The 15,576-nt window shown below is 61.2% G+C and carries 13 protein-coding genes, 1 tRNA gene and 1 pseudogene; 3 read left to right on the top strand and 12 right to left on the bottom strand.

The window, feature by feature from the left end; all coding sequences use genetic code 11:
* The first annotated feature begins 38 nt into the window (after positions 1-38).
* Complete coding sequence (locus QZ648_RS14015; protein ID WP_169068641.1) at positions 39-632, top strand: hypothetical protein; 594 nt, start codon at positions 39-41, stop codon at positions 630-632.
* A gap of 28 nt (positions 633-660) precedes the next feature.
* On the opposite strand, the gene QZ648_RS14010 is transcribed toward QZ648_RS14015, so the two are convergent.
* From QZ648_RS14010 to QZ648_RS14000, 3 genes are all read right to left on the bottom strand, one after another.
* Positions 661-1,557 carry an antitoxin gene (locus tag QZ648_RS14010; protein WP_169068640.1) on the bottom strand — a complete coding sequence of 299 codons (897 nt, stop codon included), beginning with the start codon at positions 1,555-1,557 and terminating at the stop codon, positions 661-663.
* Positions 1,557-2,651 carry a hypothetical protein gene (locus tag QZ648_RS14005; protein ID WP_169068639.1) on the bottom strand — a complete coding sequence of 365 codons (1,095 nt, stop codon included), beginning with the start codon at positions 2,649-2,651 and terminating at the stop codon, positions 1,557-1,559. Before QZ648_RS14005 ends, QZ648_RS14010 begins: the two co-directional genes overlap by 1 nt.
* Before the next feature lie 281 nt (positions 2,652-2,932).
* Positions 2,933-3,925: an endonuclease/exonuclease/phosphatase family protein gene (locus QZ648_RS14000; protein WP_169068638.1), complete on the bottom strand. Its 993-nt coding sequence runs from the start codon at positions 3,923-3,925 to the stop codon at positions 2,933-2,935.
* Positions 3,926-4,388: 463 nt separating this feature from the next.
* Here QZ648_RS14000 and QZ648_RS13995 point away from each other — a divergent pair.
* Positions 4,389-5,551, top strand: a pseudogene (locus QZ648_RS13995) (IS3 family transposase); the annotation flags it as partial.
* Positions 5,552-5,985: 434 nt separating this feature from the next.
* Here the strand turns inward: QZ648_RS13995 and QZ648_RS13990 are convergent.
* Positions 5,986-6,276 carry a type II toxin-antitoxin system RelE/ParE family toxin gene (locus tag QZ648_RS13990; RefSeq protein ID WP_211203902.1) on the bottom strand — a complete coding sequence of 97 codons (291 nt, stop codon included), beginning with the start codon at positions 6,274-6,276 and terminating at the stop codon, positions 5,986-5,988.
* Positions 6,276-6,542 (bottom strand): type II toxin-antitoxin system ParD family antitoxin, encoded by a 267-nt coding sequence (locus tag QZ648_RS13985; RefSeq protein WP_169068636.1) that lies wholly within the window; start codon positions 6,540-6,542, stop codon positions 6,276-6,278. Before QZ648_RS13985 ends, QZ648_RS13990 begins: the two co-directional genes overlap by 1 nt.
* A 223-nt stretch (positions 6,543-6,765) precedes the next feature.
* Between QZ648_RS13985 and QZ648_RS13980 the strand changes: the two genes are divergently transcribed.
* Positions 6,766-7,335 carry a recombinase family protein gene (locus QZ648_RS13980; protein ID WP_169068635.1) on the top strand — a complete coding sequence of 190 codons (570 nt, stop codon included), beginning with the start codon at positions 6,766-6,768 and terminating at the stop codon, positions 7,333-7,335.
* A gap of 116 nt (positions 7,336-7,451) precedes the next feature.
* On the opposite strand, the gene QZ648_RS13975 is transcribed toward QZ648_RS13980, so the two are convergent.
* The 7 genes from QZ648_RS13975 to QZ648_RS13945 form a co-directional block, all read right to left on the bottom strand.
* Positions 7,452-7,712 carry a hypothetical protein gene (locus QZ648_RS13975; protein WP_169068634.1) on the bottom strand — a complete coding sequence of 87 codons (261 nt, stop codon included), beginning with the start codon at positions 7,710-7,712 and terminating at the stop codon, positions 7,452-7,454.
* A gap of 91 nt (positions 7,713-7,803) precedes the next feature.
* Positions 7,804-7,913, bottom strand: a tRNA-OTHER gene (locus QZ648_RS13970).
* 6 nt (positions 7,914-7,919) lie between these two features.
* Positions 7,920-8,420 carry a helix-turn-helix domain-containing protein gene (locus QZ648_RS13965; protein ID WP_169068633.1) on the bottom strand — a complete coding sequence of 167 codons (501 nt, stop codon included), beginning with the start codon at positions 8,418-8,420 and terminating at the stop codon, positions 7,920-7,922.
* A gap of 266 nt (positions 8,421-8,686) precedes the next feature.
* Positions 8,687-12,028 (bottom strand): Swt1 family HEPN domain-containing protein, encoded by a 3,342-nt coding sequence (locus tag QZ648_RS13960; protein WP_169068632.1) that lies wholly within the window; start codon positions 12,026-12,028, stop codon positions 8,687-8,689.
* A 3-nt stretch (positions 12,029-12,031) separates the two neighbouring features.
* The gene (locus QZ648_RS13955) at positions 12,032-12,340 is read right to left on the bottom strand and encodes a HepT-like ribonuclease domain-containing protein (protein WP_248595653.1); all 309 of its coding nucleotides are present in this window, start codon (positions 12,338-12,340) and stop codon (positions 12,032-12,034) included.
* Positions 12,341-12,362: 22 nt separating this feature from the next.
* Entirely contained in the window at positions 12,363-12,662 is a 300-nt protein-coding gene (locus tag QZ648_RS13950; RefSeq protein ID WP_169068630.1) for a nucleotidyltransferase domain-containing protein, read from the bottom strand.
* Between the two features lie 19 nt (positions 12,663-12,681).
* A complete protein-coding gene (locus QZ648_RS13945; protein ID WP_169068629.1) occupies positions 12,682-15,576 on the bottom strand; it encodes a DUF1156 domain-containing protein in 2,895 nt (964 codons plus the stop codon).

Genomic DNA, 15,576 nt, shown 5'->3' with positions numbered 1-15,576 from the left:
GAAGAGGAGCCGGAGCAGGAACAGGAGGCCTTAGAGGTATGAAACGCCCCTTGATGCGCCAGAACATCGCGCAGCTAGAGGCCCTCTTCGAGACATTGAGGGGAGACCCTGGGACGCTCAGGCAGTTGGAGCATGAACTGCAAAACCGGCATGTGCCCCGAGCAGTAACGCTTCTTGCCGAAGTGCAGGCGGCGATGTCCAGTGCCGCGCTGCTGGCCCCGGCGGAGGTGGTTCCCGTGCCGCCACCACCGGTGAAGTCACCGGCGCCTCCAGTTCGGCAGCCAGAGCTATGGGAGCGGGCGCCGCTGCCCCCGGTTGTTTCGCCACCAGTTGTCACGCAGCCGCGGCCTCCGGCACCAGAAGCCAAGCCACTGGTGCCGCGCGCGGCGGTGCCAAAGCCCACGCCTCCAGAGCCTCCCACCATGCCCGTCGACGACGCATACAAGTTGCTCAAAGCCACACCGGGCTCCACGTGGGAGTCGATAGAGCAGACTAGGCGCGAACTGGTGCAACAAGCATCGCCGGCGCGAGCGAGCGCCATGAACGCGGAGAAGCGCGCCCAGCTTCAGGCGGAAGCCAAGCGGGTAAACACAGCTTATGCCGTGCTGTCGCGGCAGAGGATCGGCGGCTGATGCAGGAAAAGTCATTGGCGCTCTCTCATCAGCCAATGTGACCAAGCAATTGGTCGATGATATCGCTCGCTTGGCGCTGCCGTAACGCCCTTGCCTCGCGCTGCTCAGCTTCGTCGCCTTCACCGAGTTCGAACTTCGCCACTGACACCGGGCCGTCTTTGCGATAGCCCTCGATCACGTCGTCTTGCGTGAAGCGATTGCGCAGGATTTCCAGCGAGGCCCGAATCACCGCGCCGTGCTTGCCGTCGCGCGCCTTGCGGAAGGCTTCTGCGACCACGTCCATGCCCTCGGGGGCGTGTTCGATGCAATAGATCAGGTCGTGAGCGTCCTTACGTTCGAAGCGCTGATCGAACGCGAACGACTTCAAGCACGTGAAACTGACCAGATTGGCGTGCTTGACCTTCTCGGTCGCAACCCCGTTGCCCCCCAGCAGTTCAGCCCGGATCTCGGTAACTTGGTGGAGGTCGAAAACGATGGACGAGTGCGGGATGTTGAGCGCCGAGATCGTGCCATCGGTTGGTAGTGGCTGCACCTTTCCACCGGCGATGTCTGGCGCATCGGCGAGCAATTCGAGCACCATCAAAGCCCCATGTTCTGTGCGGGCCTGCCAGCGCCAGGAGAGCTTCTGCTGCTTCTCGTTCTCGGCGCGCTCGAAACCCATCCTTGTGAGGTTGTTCTCCAGTGTGTGATACGCATCGGTGTCGGTCAGGATTTGCAGGTCAATTACGATGTCGACATCCAGGGTACCGGCATGCGCAGGGACAACGGGTGGCCGGGCGGCGACCAGATACCTCGGCGTGAGACCGCCGATGAGGTAGACGGATTCCTTCCACGGACCGAGGCCGCGCAGCAGCGTCACGAGGACGCGTTCGCAGTCGAGCGTGTACTGATCGCTGTAGCCGTCGAGTGTCGCAGGTTTGGCCATCAGAAGCCGATCCTTTCCTTACGCAGGTGCTCGGCCATTTCCTTGGCGCGACCTTCGCCACCCAGCAGATCAAGGTAAACCTGGATCGGGCTGGCCAGCCAGATACTGCCCACTTCCTCGCGGAACAGCAGCTCACCAAGCGACTTCGCTTCGATGATCGCCAGGTTGGCGCCTTCGTTGACGGGACGTGCGCCGAGGTCGCCGATAGCGTTGTCGGCATTGGCGCCGACCAGCAACCGGACGCGTACCTGGGAGACACTGGAGAGAAACGGAGCATAGCGTTGCGCTGCTGCTTCGTGGCTGATCGCGTACTTAACCTCGTGACTGGCGAAGACCTGGCCGACATGTTCCAGCAGCTGATCCGCCTTCATGGCAGGCACGTAGTAGCGACGCAGATCGGACAGCCGAATCGATGCGAGCTGCTTCACCCAGGCATCCAGCAAGGCTGAAGGTTCGGAGAGGTGGCGCTCCTTGCTCGGCCCCTGTCCGCGAGAGACCAGCCAGTCGTAACGTTCCAGCTCCGTCAACACCTGGGAGACCGTAGCCGGTGACACCAGCGCCCGTTCAGCGAGGCCTTTAACCCCGAACCAGTCGCCATGATGAACTAACATGGCGTGCAGAACTTGCGCGCGCCGACCGGAAAACAGTGACCGCACGGACTTCACCTGGCTCTTGGATGGTGGCTTGTCGATGTAAAGGTAGGCACCAGGTGCGGGCAGATAGAGGCTACCGCCGCTGTCGTAATAGCCGACCCGCTCGTGCCTGAGAAGCTCCTTGGCTCCGGGAGAGATGGACTCGGCGACTAGCAGCCACACGGGATCGTGCCCGGATGGATTGGGTGTGCGACGATTGAGTGCCCTAAGCTGCCACAGCGCCTCACGTACGTCTCGCGGGTACGCGGCCTTCTTGGCCTCGATCAGCAGGGTGAATGACTTGCCTGCGACACGCAGATCAATTCGAGCGTCATGGGCGCACTCGCCGGCCGGGCCGGCAGGCTCCCAACGATCGAGCTCGGCGTGCACTTCCGGCAGCTCCCGAAGGGCGTTGAGGAGCTGATCGATCAATTGGTGTTCAGTCGTAGGCGACGCAAGCATCGTGGCTCTAGGGAATTCTTTACTGGACAGTGAATATAAACATACTAGCGTATATTCGGCGGTTTAGGTATATTCACTGTACAGCGAATTATAAAGCATACTGCCGCACCTCAGTCTCGCGCCCCTTCGCTGCGTCAAGAGAGGCTTCGCCAGGCTGCAAAAAACCGCGGCCTGCCCTTGACCCAGCTCCGAGGTTTTCCTGCCGCACGCGCCAAGCGCATCCATTTACCGTCAAAAAACCCCCGTCGGACGGAGCGTGTCACCGTGCTGCACAAACGTGCTCAATTGCAGCCGAACTCAACCCATAGTGGATAGTGATCCGATAAGCGATATTGCATCTGCGCTCGGCTCATACCTACATCGCGGTACAACAGTGGCACGAAGTCGAACCCACCCGCGTTCAGCAGGTCCAGGCCCAACAACTGACTTCTGCCGCTGCCGAACCAGGCAATCTGGTCGTAGAACTTGCCCAGCGTGGGTTCGCCCGGGTCCGCGAAGATCGAGCGGCGCACCTCATGCAACGCCGGCGGAACCACCAACCCCGTTGACGTGAAGGCCCGCCAGAGTACATCGCCTTGTCGGTCGATGTTGAAGTCACCCAGCACCACCAAATTGTGATGCCAGCGGTTCTCTTGGCGTGCCCACTCGGCCAGCCAACGTGCGATGGCCGCAAGCTCCGGTTCCCGATCGACAGCGGCCTTACCGTAGAGAACATGCAACGTCACCAGAATTACCGTGGTTTCTCCGGCCTGGAAGCTCACTGCATACGGCGTGCGCGCGAACTGTCGCTTCAGAGCGTCTGGCGCGATTTCGGCCAACCACTCCGGCGGAACGACGAGTTCCCCGGCCAGTCCCGACAACTCTGTGCGCGCGCCATCGAACACGAAGACCATACGCTCGCCTCCGCCTGCAGCACCCCGAGTCACGTCCGTCATCAGGAAACGCCAGCTTGGCCCCAGCGTCTTCATCAGAGTGCGCAACGCCGCCAAATCGCCCCCCACCTCTTGCAAAGCCACCACATCGAAGCGCGAAACGATCTCTGCGATCGCCCATAGGGCGCGGTAGTCGCGCTTTGGGCTGTCCGCCGCGCCGGCCTCCCATTTGCGCGTCAGTGACCCGAAATCTTTGAGATTCCACGTCGCCACCAGCAAGTTGCGATCGAGCGAGCGTTTCCGTGGCACCGCTGCATCCAGTGCTGCGCGAAGCGCAGCCATCTCTTCGCGCACGGCGATCGGAGCCGACAGATCACTAAACGAGGGTAGGGCAGAAGACATGAACACTCTCCGCGGGAGACCCGCAACTCTTGGTCAAATTAGCATGCAGGCCGACGAGCCCAAGCGCAAGCGTCACCAAAAATGATAAGCCATCCACCGTGTCGAGCACGGCCAAAAAAATACCGGCCCACGCCCGGGCAGGTCTCGTCCCCTCAGCAAGCAATGGATTGCTCAAGTTCCGGGCAGATTGCTTCGAGACACTCTGGCGTTGGCTTGCCGGGCAGGACGCACAGGGTTATCCCCGATTTGTGTGGACAACTGGGATCGCACGGCCGCCGAGGTGGAAGACGAGGTGGCAAGGCTTGCGCTCACGCGTAGGTGCAACAGCTAAACAGGCACCCGAACGTATCCGCGGCGAGTTCGAACCTTCTCCACGGTCTCGATCATCTTCATGCCTTCTATAGTGGTCCCTGGAAATCAGACAGAGGTTTAAGCTGTGCTCCGTCATAGGGAGCGAGAAGCGATGAGTGAAGCAACGACGCGGAAGGTACATACGCCAGAGTTCAAGGCCAAGGTTGGTCTGGAGGCTGTACGCGGGGTAAAGACGATCAACGAGATTGGGCGGGAATACGGCGTGCATCCTGTGCAGGTTGGGCAATGGAAGAAGGCCATTCAGGAGAATGCCAAGACGCTGTTTGAAGGCAAGCGCGGCCCCAAGCCGGCGGCGGCGCACCGTGAGCCGGAACTGTTGTACAGCGAGATCGGCAAGTTGAAGATGGAACTTGACTGGCTGAAAAAAAAGTCTGGGATCAGCCTGCCGTGATACGGCATGCGTGGATCGACCCGGGGGAGGCCGTCGCGGTGGTGCAGCAATGCGCTCTGGCAGGAGTATGCCGAGCCACGGTCTACGCGCAGCGTCGGCCACCGGTGGTCGATGCCAACGATCTCCTTCACAGTCGGCTAATTGACGAGGAGTACACGCGGCACCCGTTTTACGGCACCCGTCGGATGGTGATCTTTCTGGCGAAGGCGAAACATACGGTCAATCGCAAGCGCGTGCAACGCCTGATGCGACTGATGGGGCTGTCGGGCATGGCGCCGGGGCCGAACACCAGCCGTCCGCGCCCGGAGCACCCGGTCTATCCGTATCTGCTGCGGGGCGTTCCTGTGGTCAGACCCAACCAGGTGTGGAGCACGGACATCACCTACATCCGGCTGGCGCACGGCTTCGCCTACCTGGTCGCGGTGATCGACTGGTATAGCCGCAAGGTGCTTAGCTGGCGGATCAGCAACAGCATGGAATCGGTGTTCTGTGTTGATTGCCTGGAGGAGGCCCTGCGTAGCCACGGCAAGCCAGAAATCTTCAACAGCGATCAAGGCGCGCAGTTCACCAGTGAAGCCTTCACCGGGGTGCTGAAACGGGAAGGCGTGGTCATCAGCATGGATGGGCGGGGACGCGTGTTCGACAACATCTTCGTCGAGCGCCTCTGGCGCAGCGTCAAGTACGAGGACGTGTATCTGAAGGGCTATGCCACGATGGGCGAATTGATGCTTGGCCTGACCGAGTACTTCGCCTTCTACAACGCTGAGCGTCCGCACCAGTCGCTGGGCGACACGGCACCCGCCGTCGTCTATCGGAACGGCACAGGTGGAGGGGCGTTGATCCTCGACAAGTTTGGCGGCGCGGGTGGGGCATCGCCTGTGGAGCGTAGCGGAACAGGCGATGCCCCACCCGCAAAGGCAAAGTCAACGACAGCATCAAAAGCAGAGTCAAAGGCAACACCGGGGCAGCGCCGTTCAGCTGCTAGTGAAGTTAAGTGCACACCTTAAACTCGGTTGATATTTGTCTTGACTCAGGGGACCACTTTATTCCTCTTCGCTTGATACGAAAAGAGTCCGGAGCGCACCAAGACGATTGGTCTTTCCGCCCCTGGAAACGACGAGCACCCAATGCTGAAGCAGGTCACGCATCAGACGGACCTCGTAGTACCTGGTACTTGTCTCCCAGCGAACGCGCATCGTTGCCTCTCCTCCACGCTGCATTGCAGGCCATCATTGAAAAGCAGAAGACGGTGAAACGGCCCTCCATCGAACGACTACCGCCGTCCGGCACCGCAACGTCAATGGTGAAACGCTGTCCCCACGTCACGAGCACTGTGCAGGACACGCGCAATCCAAACTACGTCCTCATTTGGCCGGTAGAAAATGAGGTAACGCCCGTGCGGCAGCACTCGCACACCGTCGCCTAGCTCAGGACGCGGCGCACCGATACCCGGCTGAATGGTGAGCCTGCCGCAGTCCGCTTCAAGCTCATCCACGAACGATTTCGCACGAGCCGGATTGTCATGCGCAATGAAGGCGGCGATTTCGATCAGGTCGAGCTGGCTTTCTGGCGAGAACTCCAGACGCATCACTCCGCCTCGCCGGCGGCAATCTCGTCGATCCGCCGCCGCAAGTTCTCGAAGACCTGCCCGGCAGGAATTCCCGGCCCGCCTTCCATGCCTCTCTGCACTTCTGCTCGTAGCGCCTCAAACTTGAGGGCTCGCAGCTTTTCTTGGTCTTCGAGCATCCGCAGCCCTTCGCGGACAACCTCGCTGGCGTTGTTGTACCGTCCCGACGAGAGTTGCGACTTCACGAACTCCTCAAAGTGGGAACCGAGCGCGACACTGGTTGGCATAGCAGACCTCCAACTAATAGTTAGTAACTACTATTTCTATACGTTCGCCGAACGAGTGTCAATCGCCATCCGCGTCCGCCGTCACGAAGGGGTCAGGCAGGGCAGGGGGCGTTGCACAAACGTTCCTTTGCGCAACGCGAAGCCAACGACCCCAGCGCCAGGCCTTGCAGGTTGCAAAAACGTATTGCAAAATAGAAACAAATGGCAACAGGAATTTGCAATCATGCGCATCGGCTACGCCCGCGTTTCTACCCAGGATCAAGACACCGCACTTCAGATCGGCGCACTTGAGGCCGCCGGCTGCGAAAGAGTCTTTCAGGAGAAGGCGTCTGGGGGCCGCTGGGACCGCCCGGAGCTGCATCATCTGCTCGGGCATTTACGCAAGGGTGACGTCGTCGTCGTGTGGAAGCTCGACCGGCTTTCCCGTTCCCTCAAAGATCTGCTCCTGACCCTCGAAAAAATTGACGGGGCAGGGGCCGATTTCCAGAGCCTGACCGAGGCGATTGATACCTCTACACCCGCTGGCCGAATGATGATGCAGATCGTCGGTTCATTCGCCGAGTTCGAGCGCGCCATGTTGCGCGAACGCACCCGCACGGGCCTCGACGCCGCCCGGCAGCAAGGCCGAATTGGGGGGCGCCGCGCCAAGCTCACCCCCCAGCAACAGAAGGAAGTGATCGACCTGGTCACATCAGGACGGAAGACTGGCGCCGACGCCGCCAGGTTGTTTCGGGTACATCCTTCCACCGTGGTCCGTTTGCTGGCCAAGGACAGGCAAGTCAGCGCGAAATAAGGTCGTTGAGTTCTGCGCGGTTGTGTATTTCACATCGACGCGCGGGCGAATAGCTCAGTCGCCAGTATCGACCGCCTGAAAACACTCAAGGTCGAACAAGACGGCTCCCCGATCACCTACACCCGTGGCGTTTCACACGGCAAAAGCAAGCACATCTTGATGCGTTTCAGGCCTGCATCAACGCTTTCCGCCAGCTTGATCGCTTCGGGATCTGTGAAGCGTTTCTCCGTTGCCCATTCGCAGAAGGAGGCCATCAGTGCTGCTCTTTCGGCGGTGAGTTTTGAGTCGGTCAAGCCGGCTTCGATGATCGGGATAAGACCCGCCGCCGCGCGGAGACGATTGAGTTCCGGGGTTGCGGGAGAAATCTGTTTCGACATCTCGCCATTCTAGCGAGGAGCCGCGCACCACGTACACCACAACAACCAACCCTGATCGCTTCGGTTACGAGGCGATCAGGGGTTCTGCAAATGGGAGCGGCGGCGGGACTTGAACCCGCGCCCTTCCTGCCCGTATTATCAAGGTGTCGGCCTTGAGTTCCGTCGCAAGCAGGATGCTCTATCCGGCTGAGCTACGTCGCTAAACTTTCACATCTTGTTTTGTTGTGCGGGGGCTGCTTGCAGCCCACCGCGTCGGCTCGCTTGGCGTTTGACCTCTTTCGCTTCCTCGAAGTCCGGCGCGATCTTCTTGAGCCTTTCCACCAGGCCAGACAAATCGTATTCGTTGCTCAGCCTGCCGCCGTTTTTGGCGTAGCGTTCATTGCGTGTCAGCAGTCCAGCTGCTTCCAAGTCTGCCATGTAGCGTTGCACCTGCCTCGGGCCCAGTCCTAGCCGCTCGCCGATCGTTTCCTTGCTCGGATATGGCTTGCGCATATGATCCCACCAGTAGTCGCAAAGCTGCATCAGTACCGCCAACTGCGTCGGGTTCAAGCCAAGCCTCCGCTGCGCACGTAGAAGGATAGATGGAATGATGCAGAAGCCTTGCTTCATCACCACTCTTCCCCATTTTTTGTCGGACGATTGCACCGGATTAGAGGCGCGCAACGGCACCACTTTTGCGGCCTTTCCTCCCGCTACACTGTCAACCATCCTTTTTCTCCTGTGGCGTTTCGATGGCATGACTGTACGGCATGTGGTCACGGAAATGAAGAACCTCCCTGCGGTCACCCCAGACCAGGGGTAGCAGACAGCCCCGTCACATGAGCTATGGTCGCAGATGACCTACAAAGAAGGACTCTGCTCAACTAGCATAACTGCTAACAGCGATACCAAGGTAAGGAACCCCAGCGACGGGTCACCGATGACTAGAGGGGTTTAGCCTCCAGGTCCCAAAAGTGTCGCGCGACCGCTCGCACCTACTCCTTCTCGAACCCCTGACTCGTAAACTTCAGCGTCCGGCTGTTCTCGGTCACCGTCCGCACGACATGATCCGGCGCCCCATCCGGGATCTCGGCTTCCACCTCGATGGTGACCGTCACCGACGCGCCGACGAGTCCAGCGAGGTGCGCAATGACTTCATCGGCGATCCGGCTGGCGTCCCGACCAACACGTGCGGTCTCGAGGATCGCCGTGCCGTGGAAGCGCTTTGGCTTCACCGCCCCTGGCGGGACTGAACTGGTCTGCGTCGTGCCCGGCAGGGGAGACGCTGTCCCGGCGTTGCCTCCCGCAGGCGACTGCCCTGTCACCCCATCTGCCGGGCGCGCACTACGCTCGGACTCCAGCTGCTTGCTGGCCACATCGGGCTTCACCACCAGATCCGGCGCATGCGCGTCGACCATCGTTACCATCGTGCCGCCGCGCAGCCCCTTGTAGCGGCCTTCACCCTCGTCGAAACTGTCGGCAAGCGCAAAGCTGTCCTGCATCCAGGTGAGCAGGTTCACGCCATCGCGGATCGCGTCGAGCAGCACACTGGAGTTTCTGAGCCGGGGCAGGTAGAGATAGCGCGCGAAATCGTCGACCAGTTGTTTCACGGCCACGTGGTTGCCGCGCCAGAGCGGCACGCGGTCGAGTTCCATGCGCAGGCGTGTCGGGGCGAAGCTGGTCAGGTAGTGCTCGTCGGTACGCAGTTTCTTGCTCGCGCGCACGGCCAGCGCGTCCTGCCCCTGCAGGCGCAGTGCCTCCCAGGTGGTTGCCGCCTGCGGTGTCCCTTGCACCGGTACCAGCAGCCATTGATAGGTCTCGGGTAGTCGTGCCGTCACGGCGCCGTCGGCAGAAGTCTTCTGCGTCTCGGCCTGGGTGACCTGGTAGGGCGTCAGGTTGAGGTTCTTCTGCTCATCGAGAATCGATTTCCACGCCAGGAACTTGCGCGCCGCTTCGTCGAGGTCCTGCAGGCGCGTCTTGTCGGCGGCCAGGAAAACAAGCGTATTGCGGTACAGGCGTGGCGTGTTGCCGCGGTTTTCCAGGATCGCCTTGGCAACCAGCTCGGCGGCGCTGCCGCCTTCCCGGCTGTACGGATGATTGACGCCGAGCACCACCAGACGCGCGTCGAGATCGTCGGGCACGTCCGCGCCGCTCGCCGGCATCGGGTGGATGCGCGGGAAGTCGCCGGTACGGGCGAGGTCCTTGCGCAGGCGCTGCTCCAGCTCATGCGCGACCTTGTCCGGCTCGCGTTTCATCTGTTCGGCGCGGTCTTCAGCCAGCTTGGTTACCGTCGGCTGGGTCGAATACCAGTAATGCGGGCCATCCTGATAGAGGTAGGTGGCCGCGCCGGCCATCCGTCGCAGGGCATCGCCAAAGACCGCTGGCGATTCGCCGGGCATCACGCAACCGAGTTTCACACGGCGGTCCTCGATACCCTGGTGCGCGGCGGCCGTGGTCGGCGCCGAGCCCAGGTAGATCGCGCGCGCCACCCGCCGGCAGGCCGAGAATTTGCCCAGGTTGGGCAGCTCGCTGTCCAGTTTCAGCGGCAGCGAGTTCGGCCCGTCGACGTCCTTCTCGATCACCGGCACCCAGTTGTCCGATAGGTAGCGCGTCAGTTCGGACTGTACGCGCGCGTCGTCGATCGACACGTTGGCCGGCAGGATCAGCGGGTTGCGGTCGCCCTTTTCCCAGAGGCTGTGAATCACCGCCGCCATCAGCCGCAGCACGCCGCGCGTACGTTGAAACTTCACCAGCGTCGACCAATCGGTGTACAGCCGGTCGAAGATTTCCGGGTGAATCGGGTACGCCGCCTTGATGCGCTGCTCGTACTCGGATTCCCGGCACTCCGGCGGAAACTCCGCCTGCTGCGTACGGTAGAAGTCGGCGAAAGCGCGCGCCACCACGTCGCGGTCCTTGAATGCCTGGTCGGCCAGCGGCTGGAACAGGCGCCGACGCACGATCTCGAAACCCTCTTCGGCACTCGCTGGCCGCCACGACGATTCGACACGCCCGACGACGTTGCGCAAGCGATCCAGCGCCTCGCGGCCGCGCGTGCCACCGACTTCCACGTCGTCGGCCTGAGTGTGTGGCGACGCGCCGGAAGTATCCGAAGCCGGCAGGCTGATCACCAGCAGGCAGTTCTTCGCCAGCTTGGCCGATTCGGTGAGCAGCTGCGCGAAGGTGAATTGCGTCTCGAAGCCGCCGGCAGGCAGGTCGCTCTGGTCGTGGAGCTGGCGTGCATAGGCCACCCATTCGTCGACCAGGATCAGGCAGGGGCCGTAGTCGTTGAACAGTTCGCGCAGCACGTCGCCGGGGCTGGTCGCATTCTCGTCGTCGGCCTGCACTCGGGCGAAGGCTTTCTTGCCGCCCAGTTGCCAGGCGAGTTCTCCCCACAGTGTGCGCACCACCGTGCCATCGGGTTTGGTCGACGGGTTGCCCGGAGAAATCTTGTTGCCGACCAGCACCACTCGCTGCGCCTTGAGCGCGCCCTTGGCGCCGGCCGCCTGCATGATCGCGTCGATGCCCGGCAGCTCGGTCGGCGCAATGCCCGAGAAGAGGTGATACAAGGCCAGCATCGAGTGTGTCTTGCCGCCGCCGAAGTTGGTCTGCAATTGCACCACCGGGTCACCACCACCGACGGTCAGACGGCGCACCGCGCCGACCAGCATCTCGGTCAGGCTCGCGGTGAGATAGGTGCGCCGGAAGAACTCGACCGGATCCCTGTATTCCGGCGTGCCTTCGCCCAGATGCACCTGCCACAGGTCGGCAGCAAACTCGGCCTGCTGATAGCGCCCGCTGGCCACGTCTTCGTGCGGCATCACCACTTCCCGCCATGGCTTGAGGCTGCCCGTCACGCCGCTCTCGATGGCGGTACCGGCCGACTTGCGCTTCTCGCCGCGCGCCTGCTCGTCGAAGCGCACGCGCAGCAGCTCGGTCTTCATCTTCTCGACTTCGCCGGCCTGCGGTGCGGAAATGGCCGTCAGCAGGCGTGCGGCAGAATCGAGTGCGCGGTAGGCGTCGTCGCTGGAGAAGGTTTCCTGATGCGCCCAGCTATTGCGGACGGCCAGCAGCTCGTTCACGAGGCTGCGCTCCGTCTTGCCGAGGACCTGGCGAAACACCTCGCTCCATTTGCGATCCATGACCACCAGTGAGGCGGCGATGTCGTTGAGCGATTCGGTTTTGCCGGCGCCGAGGCGGGTATCGGACAGGATGTCCTTCACCTCGAAAGCCCAGCCAGTACCGTATTTCGCCTTGAATTCGCGCTCGATGAACGGCACCACGCCGGTCTTGAGAAGCTCCAGCGCCTTGCCGACGCGTTCGAAATTGGTGGTAGCCATTCGTCAGTTCCCGGTTTGCTGGAACATTGCCAGTTTTTCCAGCAAGTCCGGCACCGCTTCTCGTGCCGTCCGCCAAAGAATGTCCAGGTCGATATCAAAATAGGCATGCGCCAGACGATTGCGCATCCCCGTGACTTCCTTCCAGGGCACGTTCGGCAGGGCGTCCTGGGCCTCGTGCGACACACGACTGGCCGCCTCGCCGATGATTTCGATGGCGCGCGTCAGTGCAAAACAGAGCATTTCGTCCTGATCGAGATCCTGCCTTTGCCGTCCCGCGAGAAAGCGAGCCGTCGATTCGGCGGCTCCTATCATGTGCTGGATTCGCACCCGATCCTCAGGCTGCATATTGCACCTCGGCCGTACGCACCACCTCGTCCCGAAAATAGCGCGACAAGTCACCCGCGGTACGCAGATCGACTTTCTTGCCCAACATCGCGGACAGCTCGATTTCCATCCCGGCGATCCCGAACAGCGTCGGAATGTGCTCGGGATCGAATTCCACCAGCAGGTCGACGTCGCTGTCCGGGCGTGCCGTTCCCTTCAGTTGCGAGCCAAACAACGATAGCCGGCGAATGTGATGGGCTTCGCAGAAGCGCGCCAGCATGTCTTCGTCGAGGTTCAACAATCGGTTCATGAAATGCTCCTTCGCGGCTTCATTCGTGCCCAAACATGTCAAGCGTATCAGGCGTTACGGCGCGGGGCTTGTCCGCGGCGAGGCGGGTGATTTCCGGCCAGCTCTGCACCAGGCCGTTGTAGGCCATGGCCTCGGTGGCGCGCTTCTTGCGTTCGCACAGGGTGTAGAGGCGGTAGCAGAGTTCGCGGGCCGTTTCCGCCTGGCTGCCGAGCCTGGCGACCAGTGCTGCGGCAGCACCTTCGCCACCGGCTTCGAGGACGCGGATCAGTTGGTGCACCATTTCCCAGACGGTGAGACGGCTGTCGGTCCTGGGATCCCAGTCGGCAGGCAGTTCGACGGGTTTCAGCAGGCGCACCTTGCCGGCCTTGGAAACCAGAATGCCGGCCTCGACCAGACCGGCGACGGCGGTGTTCTTGGACTTGGAGAGCTGCTCGGCAACGCCATAATCGCCCTCGGCGAAGCCGGTCTGATCAAACCAAGTGAGCGCCCAGCGGGTATCGGCATCGAAGTCGCCTTCCTGTTCGGCCAGAGCTTCGTCGAGTACCTGGTTGATGAGAGTCAACGCGGCGCGTACCGGGAGCGGCTTGCCGTCAGCGTCGAGCACCTTGTCGTAACGGGTATAGACAGCCATGCCGGGACCGATCGCTGCCTGCGCCAAGTCCACAGGAGCGATGTTGCCACGCTGAAGGTGAGCAAGCGCAGCGGGCAGTTCGGCCTTGAGCGCAGTAACAAAATCCCGGCGGGTGGCTGTGTGTGCATTGCCGGACCGTTGGCGGCAGACGAGGACGATGCTGGAAGCGAGGGCGTTGTTTCCGGAGCCGAGCATGCGATTGCTCAGTTCGGTGCGCATCGGCCAGGTACCGCTAATGGCGAAGCCGGACTCGATGACGGCGGCAAGGAATGTGTCCCAGCCGGTATTTGTCGTGCCGTCTGCACCGTCGCTCTCCGCCTGCTTGAAAGCGTAGTAAATGGTAACCGGAAAGGCCGGATGCGCCTGCTCGGCTAGCCGGTGCATGGCTTGCGTCATACCGTCGAGAAAGAACGCCCTAGCCGTTTCTTTGTCGCGGTGGCGATACGCGAAGGCAACCAGTTCTCCGGCTTTTGGCACAGCGAGCGTGGCGAAGAGATCGGTAAAAACAGGTTTCAAAGACCGGCGCAACCAAACGTAGAAGAAGTCTGAAAGGTCGGCATAGGGAACATTGTCGTAATAGGGAGGATCAGTTGAAATGACCTTGCCTTCTGATACGCGCTGGCTCATCGCATCAACTTGATTACTCTCACCAAAGGTCGATCCATAACAAGATGCGACACCTTCAATGCTTTCGGCTGTCCACCCAACTGCTCCAAGAAAACTGCCCGTCCCGTTCAGCAAAGTATTCAATTCTGCGTAGTCCCAAGTCATTGGGATGACTTGTCGAGCAAAGGTATTCCGCGTCGAGTCTCGTTCTGTGAACCATGTACAGATCGTCGAGCCCCGATCTGCGAGTTTTGATATGGCGAACGCTAGATAGACCCCAACCGCATCTCCATAGGCAATGGCTCCGTCGCCTCCAATAGCCAAAGGTTTGTCGTTACCACTCTGGTCCGCAATGGCGGCGTCGCGACCAGCTCGTTCCCGTACTTCCTGTACAAGGTCAGAGAAAGTTCCCAATGCCTCGAGCTGTCGGTCTGTGAATAGCTGGGAGAACTTCTCCAACCCATAGGGCTTTACACCAAGATACTGAGTGCTACCAGAAATCAGAATATCAGGCTTCCACTCAGGCTTTGCATGTAGCGCAGCGGACTCCATGTCCTCAGTCGGTGGCAGGTATATTCGTCCGCGATCACCTTCTGCGACGAGGGCCATCAACCGCGCACCCATGCGACCTGCCTTTCCCTCACCCTTGACATGGTCGCCTGTCATGGGCGTGCCCGACATCAGGCACTTGAAGTTCGCCCCGCGCGACAGCTTAGTGCCGGTTTTTGCCCCTTTCGCGTCCATCGGCTTGCCCACCTTCACCGTGAAGCGATAGCCGCTCCCTTCGATCACCGGCTCGACATAGACCTCCTTGCCCGCTTTGGTGGAAAGCATGAAAGTCGAGGCGAGAGGCACGTCGACGCCGGCAAAAGCCGGGTTTGGGCTTTTCACCGTGCGCGCCCACAACCATGCGACGACGGTAAGCTTCCGGCCAACGTAATTCTTAAGGTCTAGCCGTTCCTTCGCCATCTCCGCTGTAACCTCGACCTTGGGGTAGAGGTGGCCGATCCGCTTCTCGGCCTCGTCGCGCATCCACTGCCCGTAATAGCGCACGTCTTCGGCGAGCCCTTGCGCGCCTCGCCAGCTCTTGTTCATCTGCGCTTTCTGCCGCTGGCCGTCCGGGTTCACCGGCGGCTTGCCGGCGAACTTCGGCGGAATCTCGATCATCGCCTTGTTGATCAGCACCGCCACCGGATTCAGATCGCTGGCGTAGCTCTCCAGCCCCAGCCGCTGTGCTTCCAGCGGCAGTGCACCGCCGCCGGCGAAGGGGTCATGGAAAGCGGGCAGCTTGTAGCGGTCGAACAGCTCTTTCGCGCGCGGGTGGTCGGCGTTCTCGGCGCAGGTATAGCGCCAACTCTTCCAGATCTCATCGCGCGCCTGCTGCAGCACCGTTTCGTTGGTGGTGTTCTCCCACTTCACCAGTTCCTCGATGATCTTGGACAAGCGCTCCCGCTCTTCTTCCTGTTTTTCCTCGGTCGGAAACAGGTCCGGGTGCGCCGACGGGTCATCGACCATCTGGGCAAAGATCACCGCCCGCGCCGCCGCCAGCGGCCGCCGTGCCCACCATAGATGCAGCGTCGAAGGGTGACCGTGGCGGATGGACTTCTCGCGCGCACTGGCGACGTTGATCGCCTCCAACGGCAGGGCTACTTCGATGAGTTTTTTCTTTGGGGTCAT

The organism is Candidatus Accumulibacter sp. ACC012 (genome assembly GCF_907163155.1).
GTDB lineage: Bacteria > Pseudomonadota > Gammaproteobacteria > Burkholderiales > Rhodocyclaceae > Accumulibacter > Accumulibacter delftensis.
The sequence above is the reverse complement of the archived record's forward strand: the minus strand, read 5'-3'. Positions and strand labels throughout refer to the sequence as shown.

Bases quoted from the DNA above. Each gene is read 5' to 3' on its own strand.
- QZ648_RS14005 (WP_169068639.1), bottom strand. From the start codon at position 2,651: ATGCTTGCGTCGCCTACGACTGAACACCAATTGATCGATCAGCTCCTC.
- QZ648_RS13950 (WP_169068630.1), bottom strand. From the start codon at position 12,662: ATGAACCGATTGTTGAACCTCGACGAAGACATGCTGGCGCGCTTCTGC.
- QZ648_RS14015 (WP_169068641.1), top strand. From the start codon at position 39: ATGAAACGCCCCTTGATGCGCCAGAACATCGCGCAGCTAGAGGCCCTC.
- QZ648_RS13955 (WP_248595653.1), bottom strand. From the start codon at position 12,340: ATGATAGGAGCCGCCGAATCGACGGCTCGCTTTCTCGCGGGACGGCAA.
- QZ648_RS13965 (WP_169068633.1), bottom strand. From the start codon at position 8,420: ATGGTTGACAGTGTAGCGGGAGGAAAGGCCGCAAAAGTGGTGCCGTTG.
- QZ648_RS13980 (WP_169068635.1), top strand. From the start codon at position 6,766: ATGCGCATCGGCTACGCCCGCGTTTCTACCCAGGATCAAGACACCGCA.
- QZ648_RS13990 (WP_211203902.1), bottom strand. From the start codon at position 6,276: ATGCGTCTGGAGTTCTCGCCAGAAAGCCAGCTCGACCTGATCGAAATC.
- QZ648_RS13975 (WP_169068634.1), bottom strand. From the start codon at position 7,712: ATGTCGAAACAGATTTCTCCCGCAACCCCGGAACTCAATCGTCTCCGC.
- QZ648_RS14000 (WP_169068638.1), bottom strand. From the start codon at position 3,925: ATGTCTTCTGCCCTACCCTCGTTTAGTGATCTGTCGGCTCCGATCGCC.
- QZ648_RS13945 (WP_169068629.1), bottom strand. From the start codon at position 15,576: ATGACCCCAAAGAAAAAACTCATCGAAGTAGCCCTGCCGTTGGAGGCG.
- QZ648_RS13960 (WP_169068632.1), bottom strand. From the start codon at position 12,028: ATGGCTACCACCAATTTCGAACGCGTCGGCAAGGCGCTGGAGCTTCTC.
- QZ648_RS14010 (WP_169068640.1), bottom strand. From the start codon at position 1,557: ATGGCCAAACCTGCGACACTCGACGGCTACAGCGATCAGTACACGCTC.
- QZ648_RS13985 (WP_169068636.1), bottom strand. From the start codon at position 6,542: ATGCCAACCAGTGTCGCGCTCGGTTCCCACTTTGAGGAGTTCGTGAAG.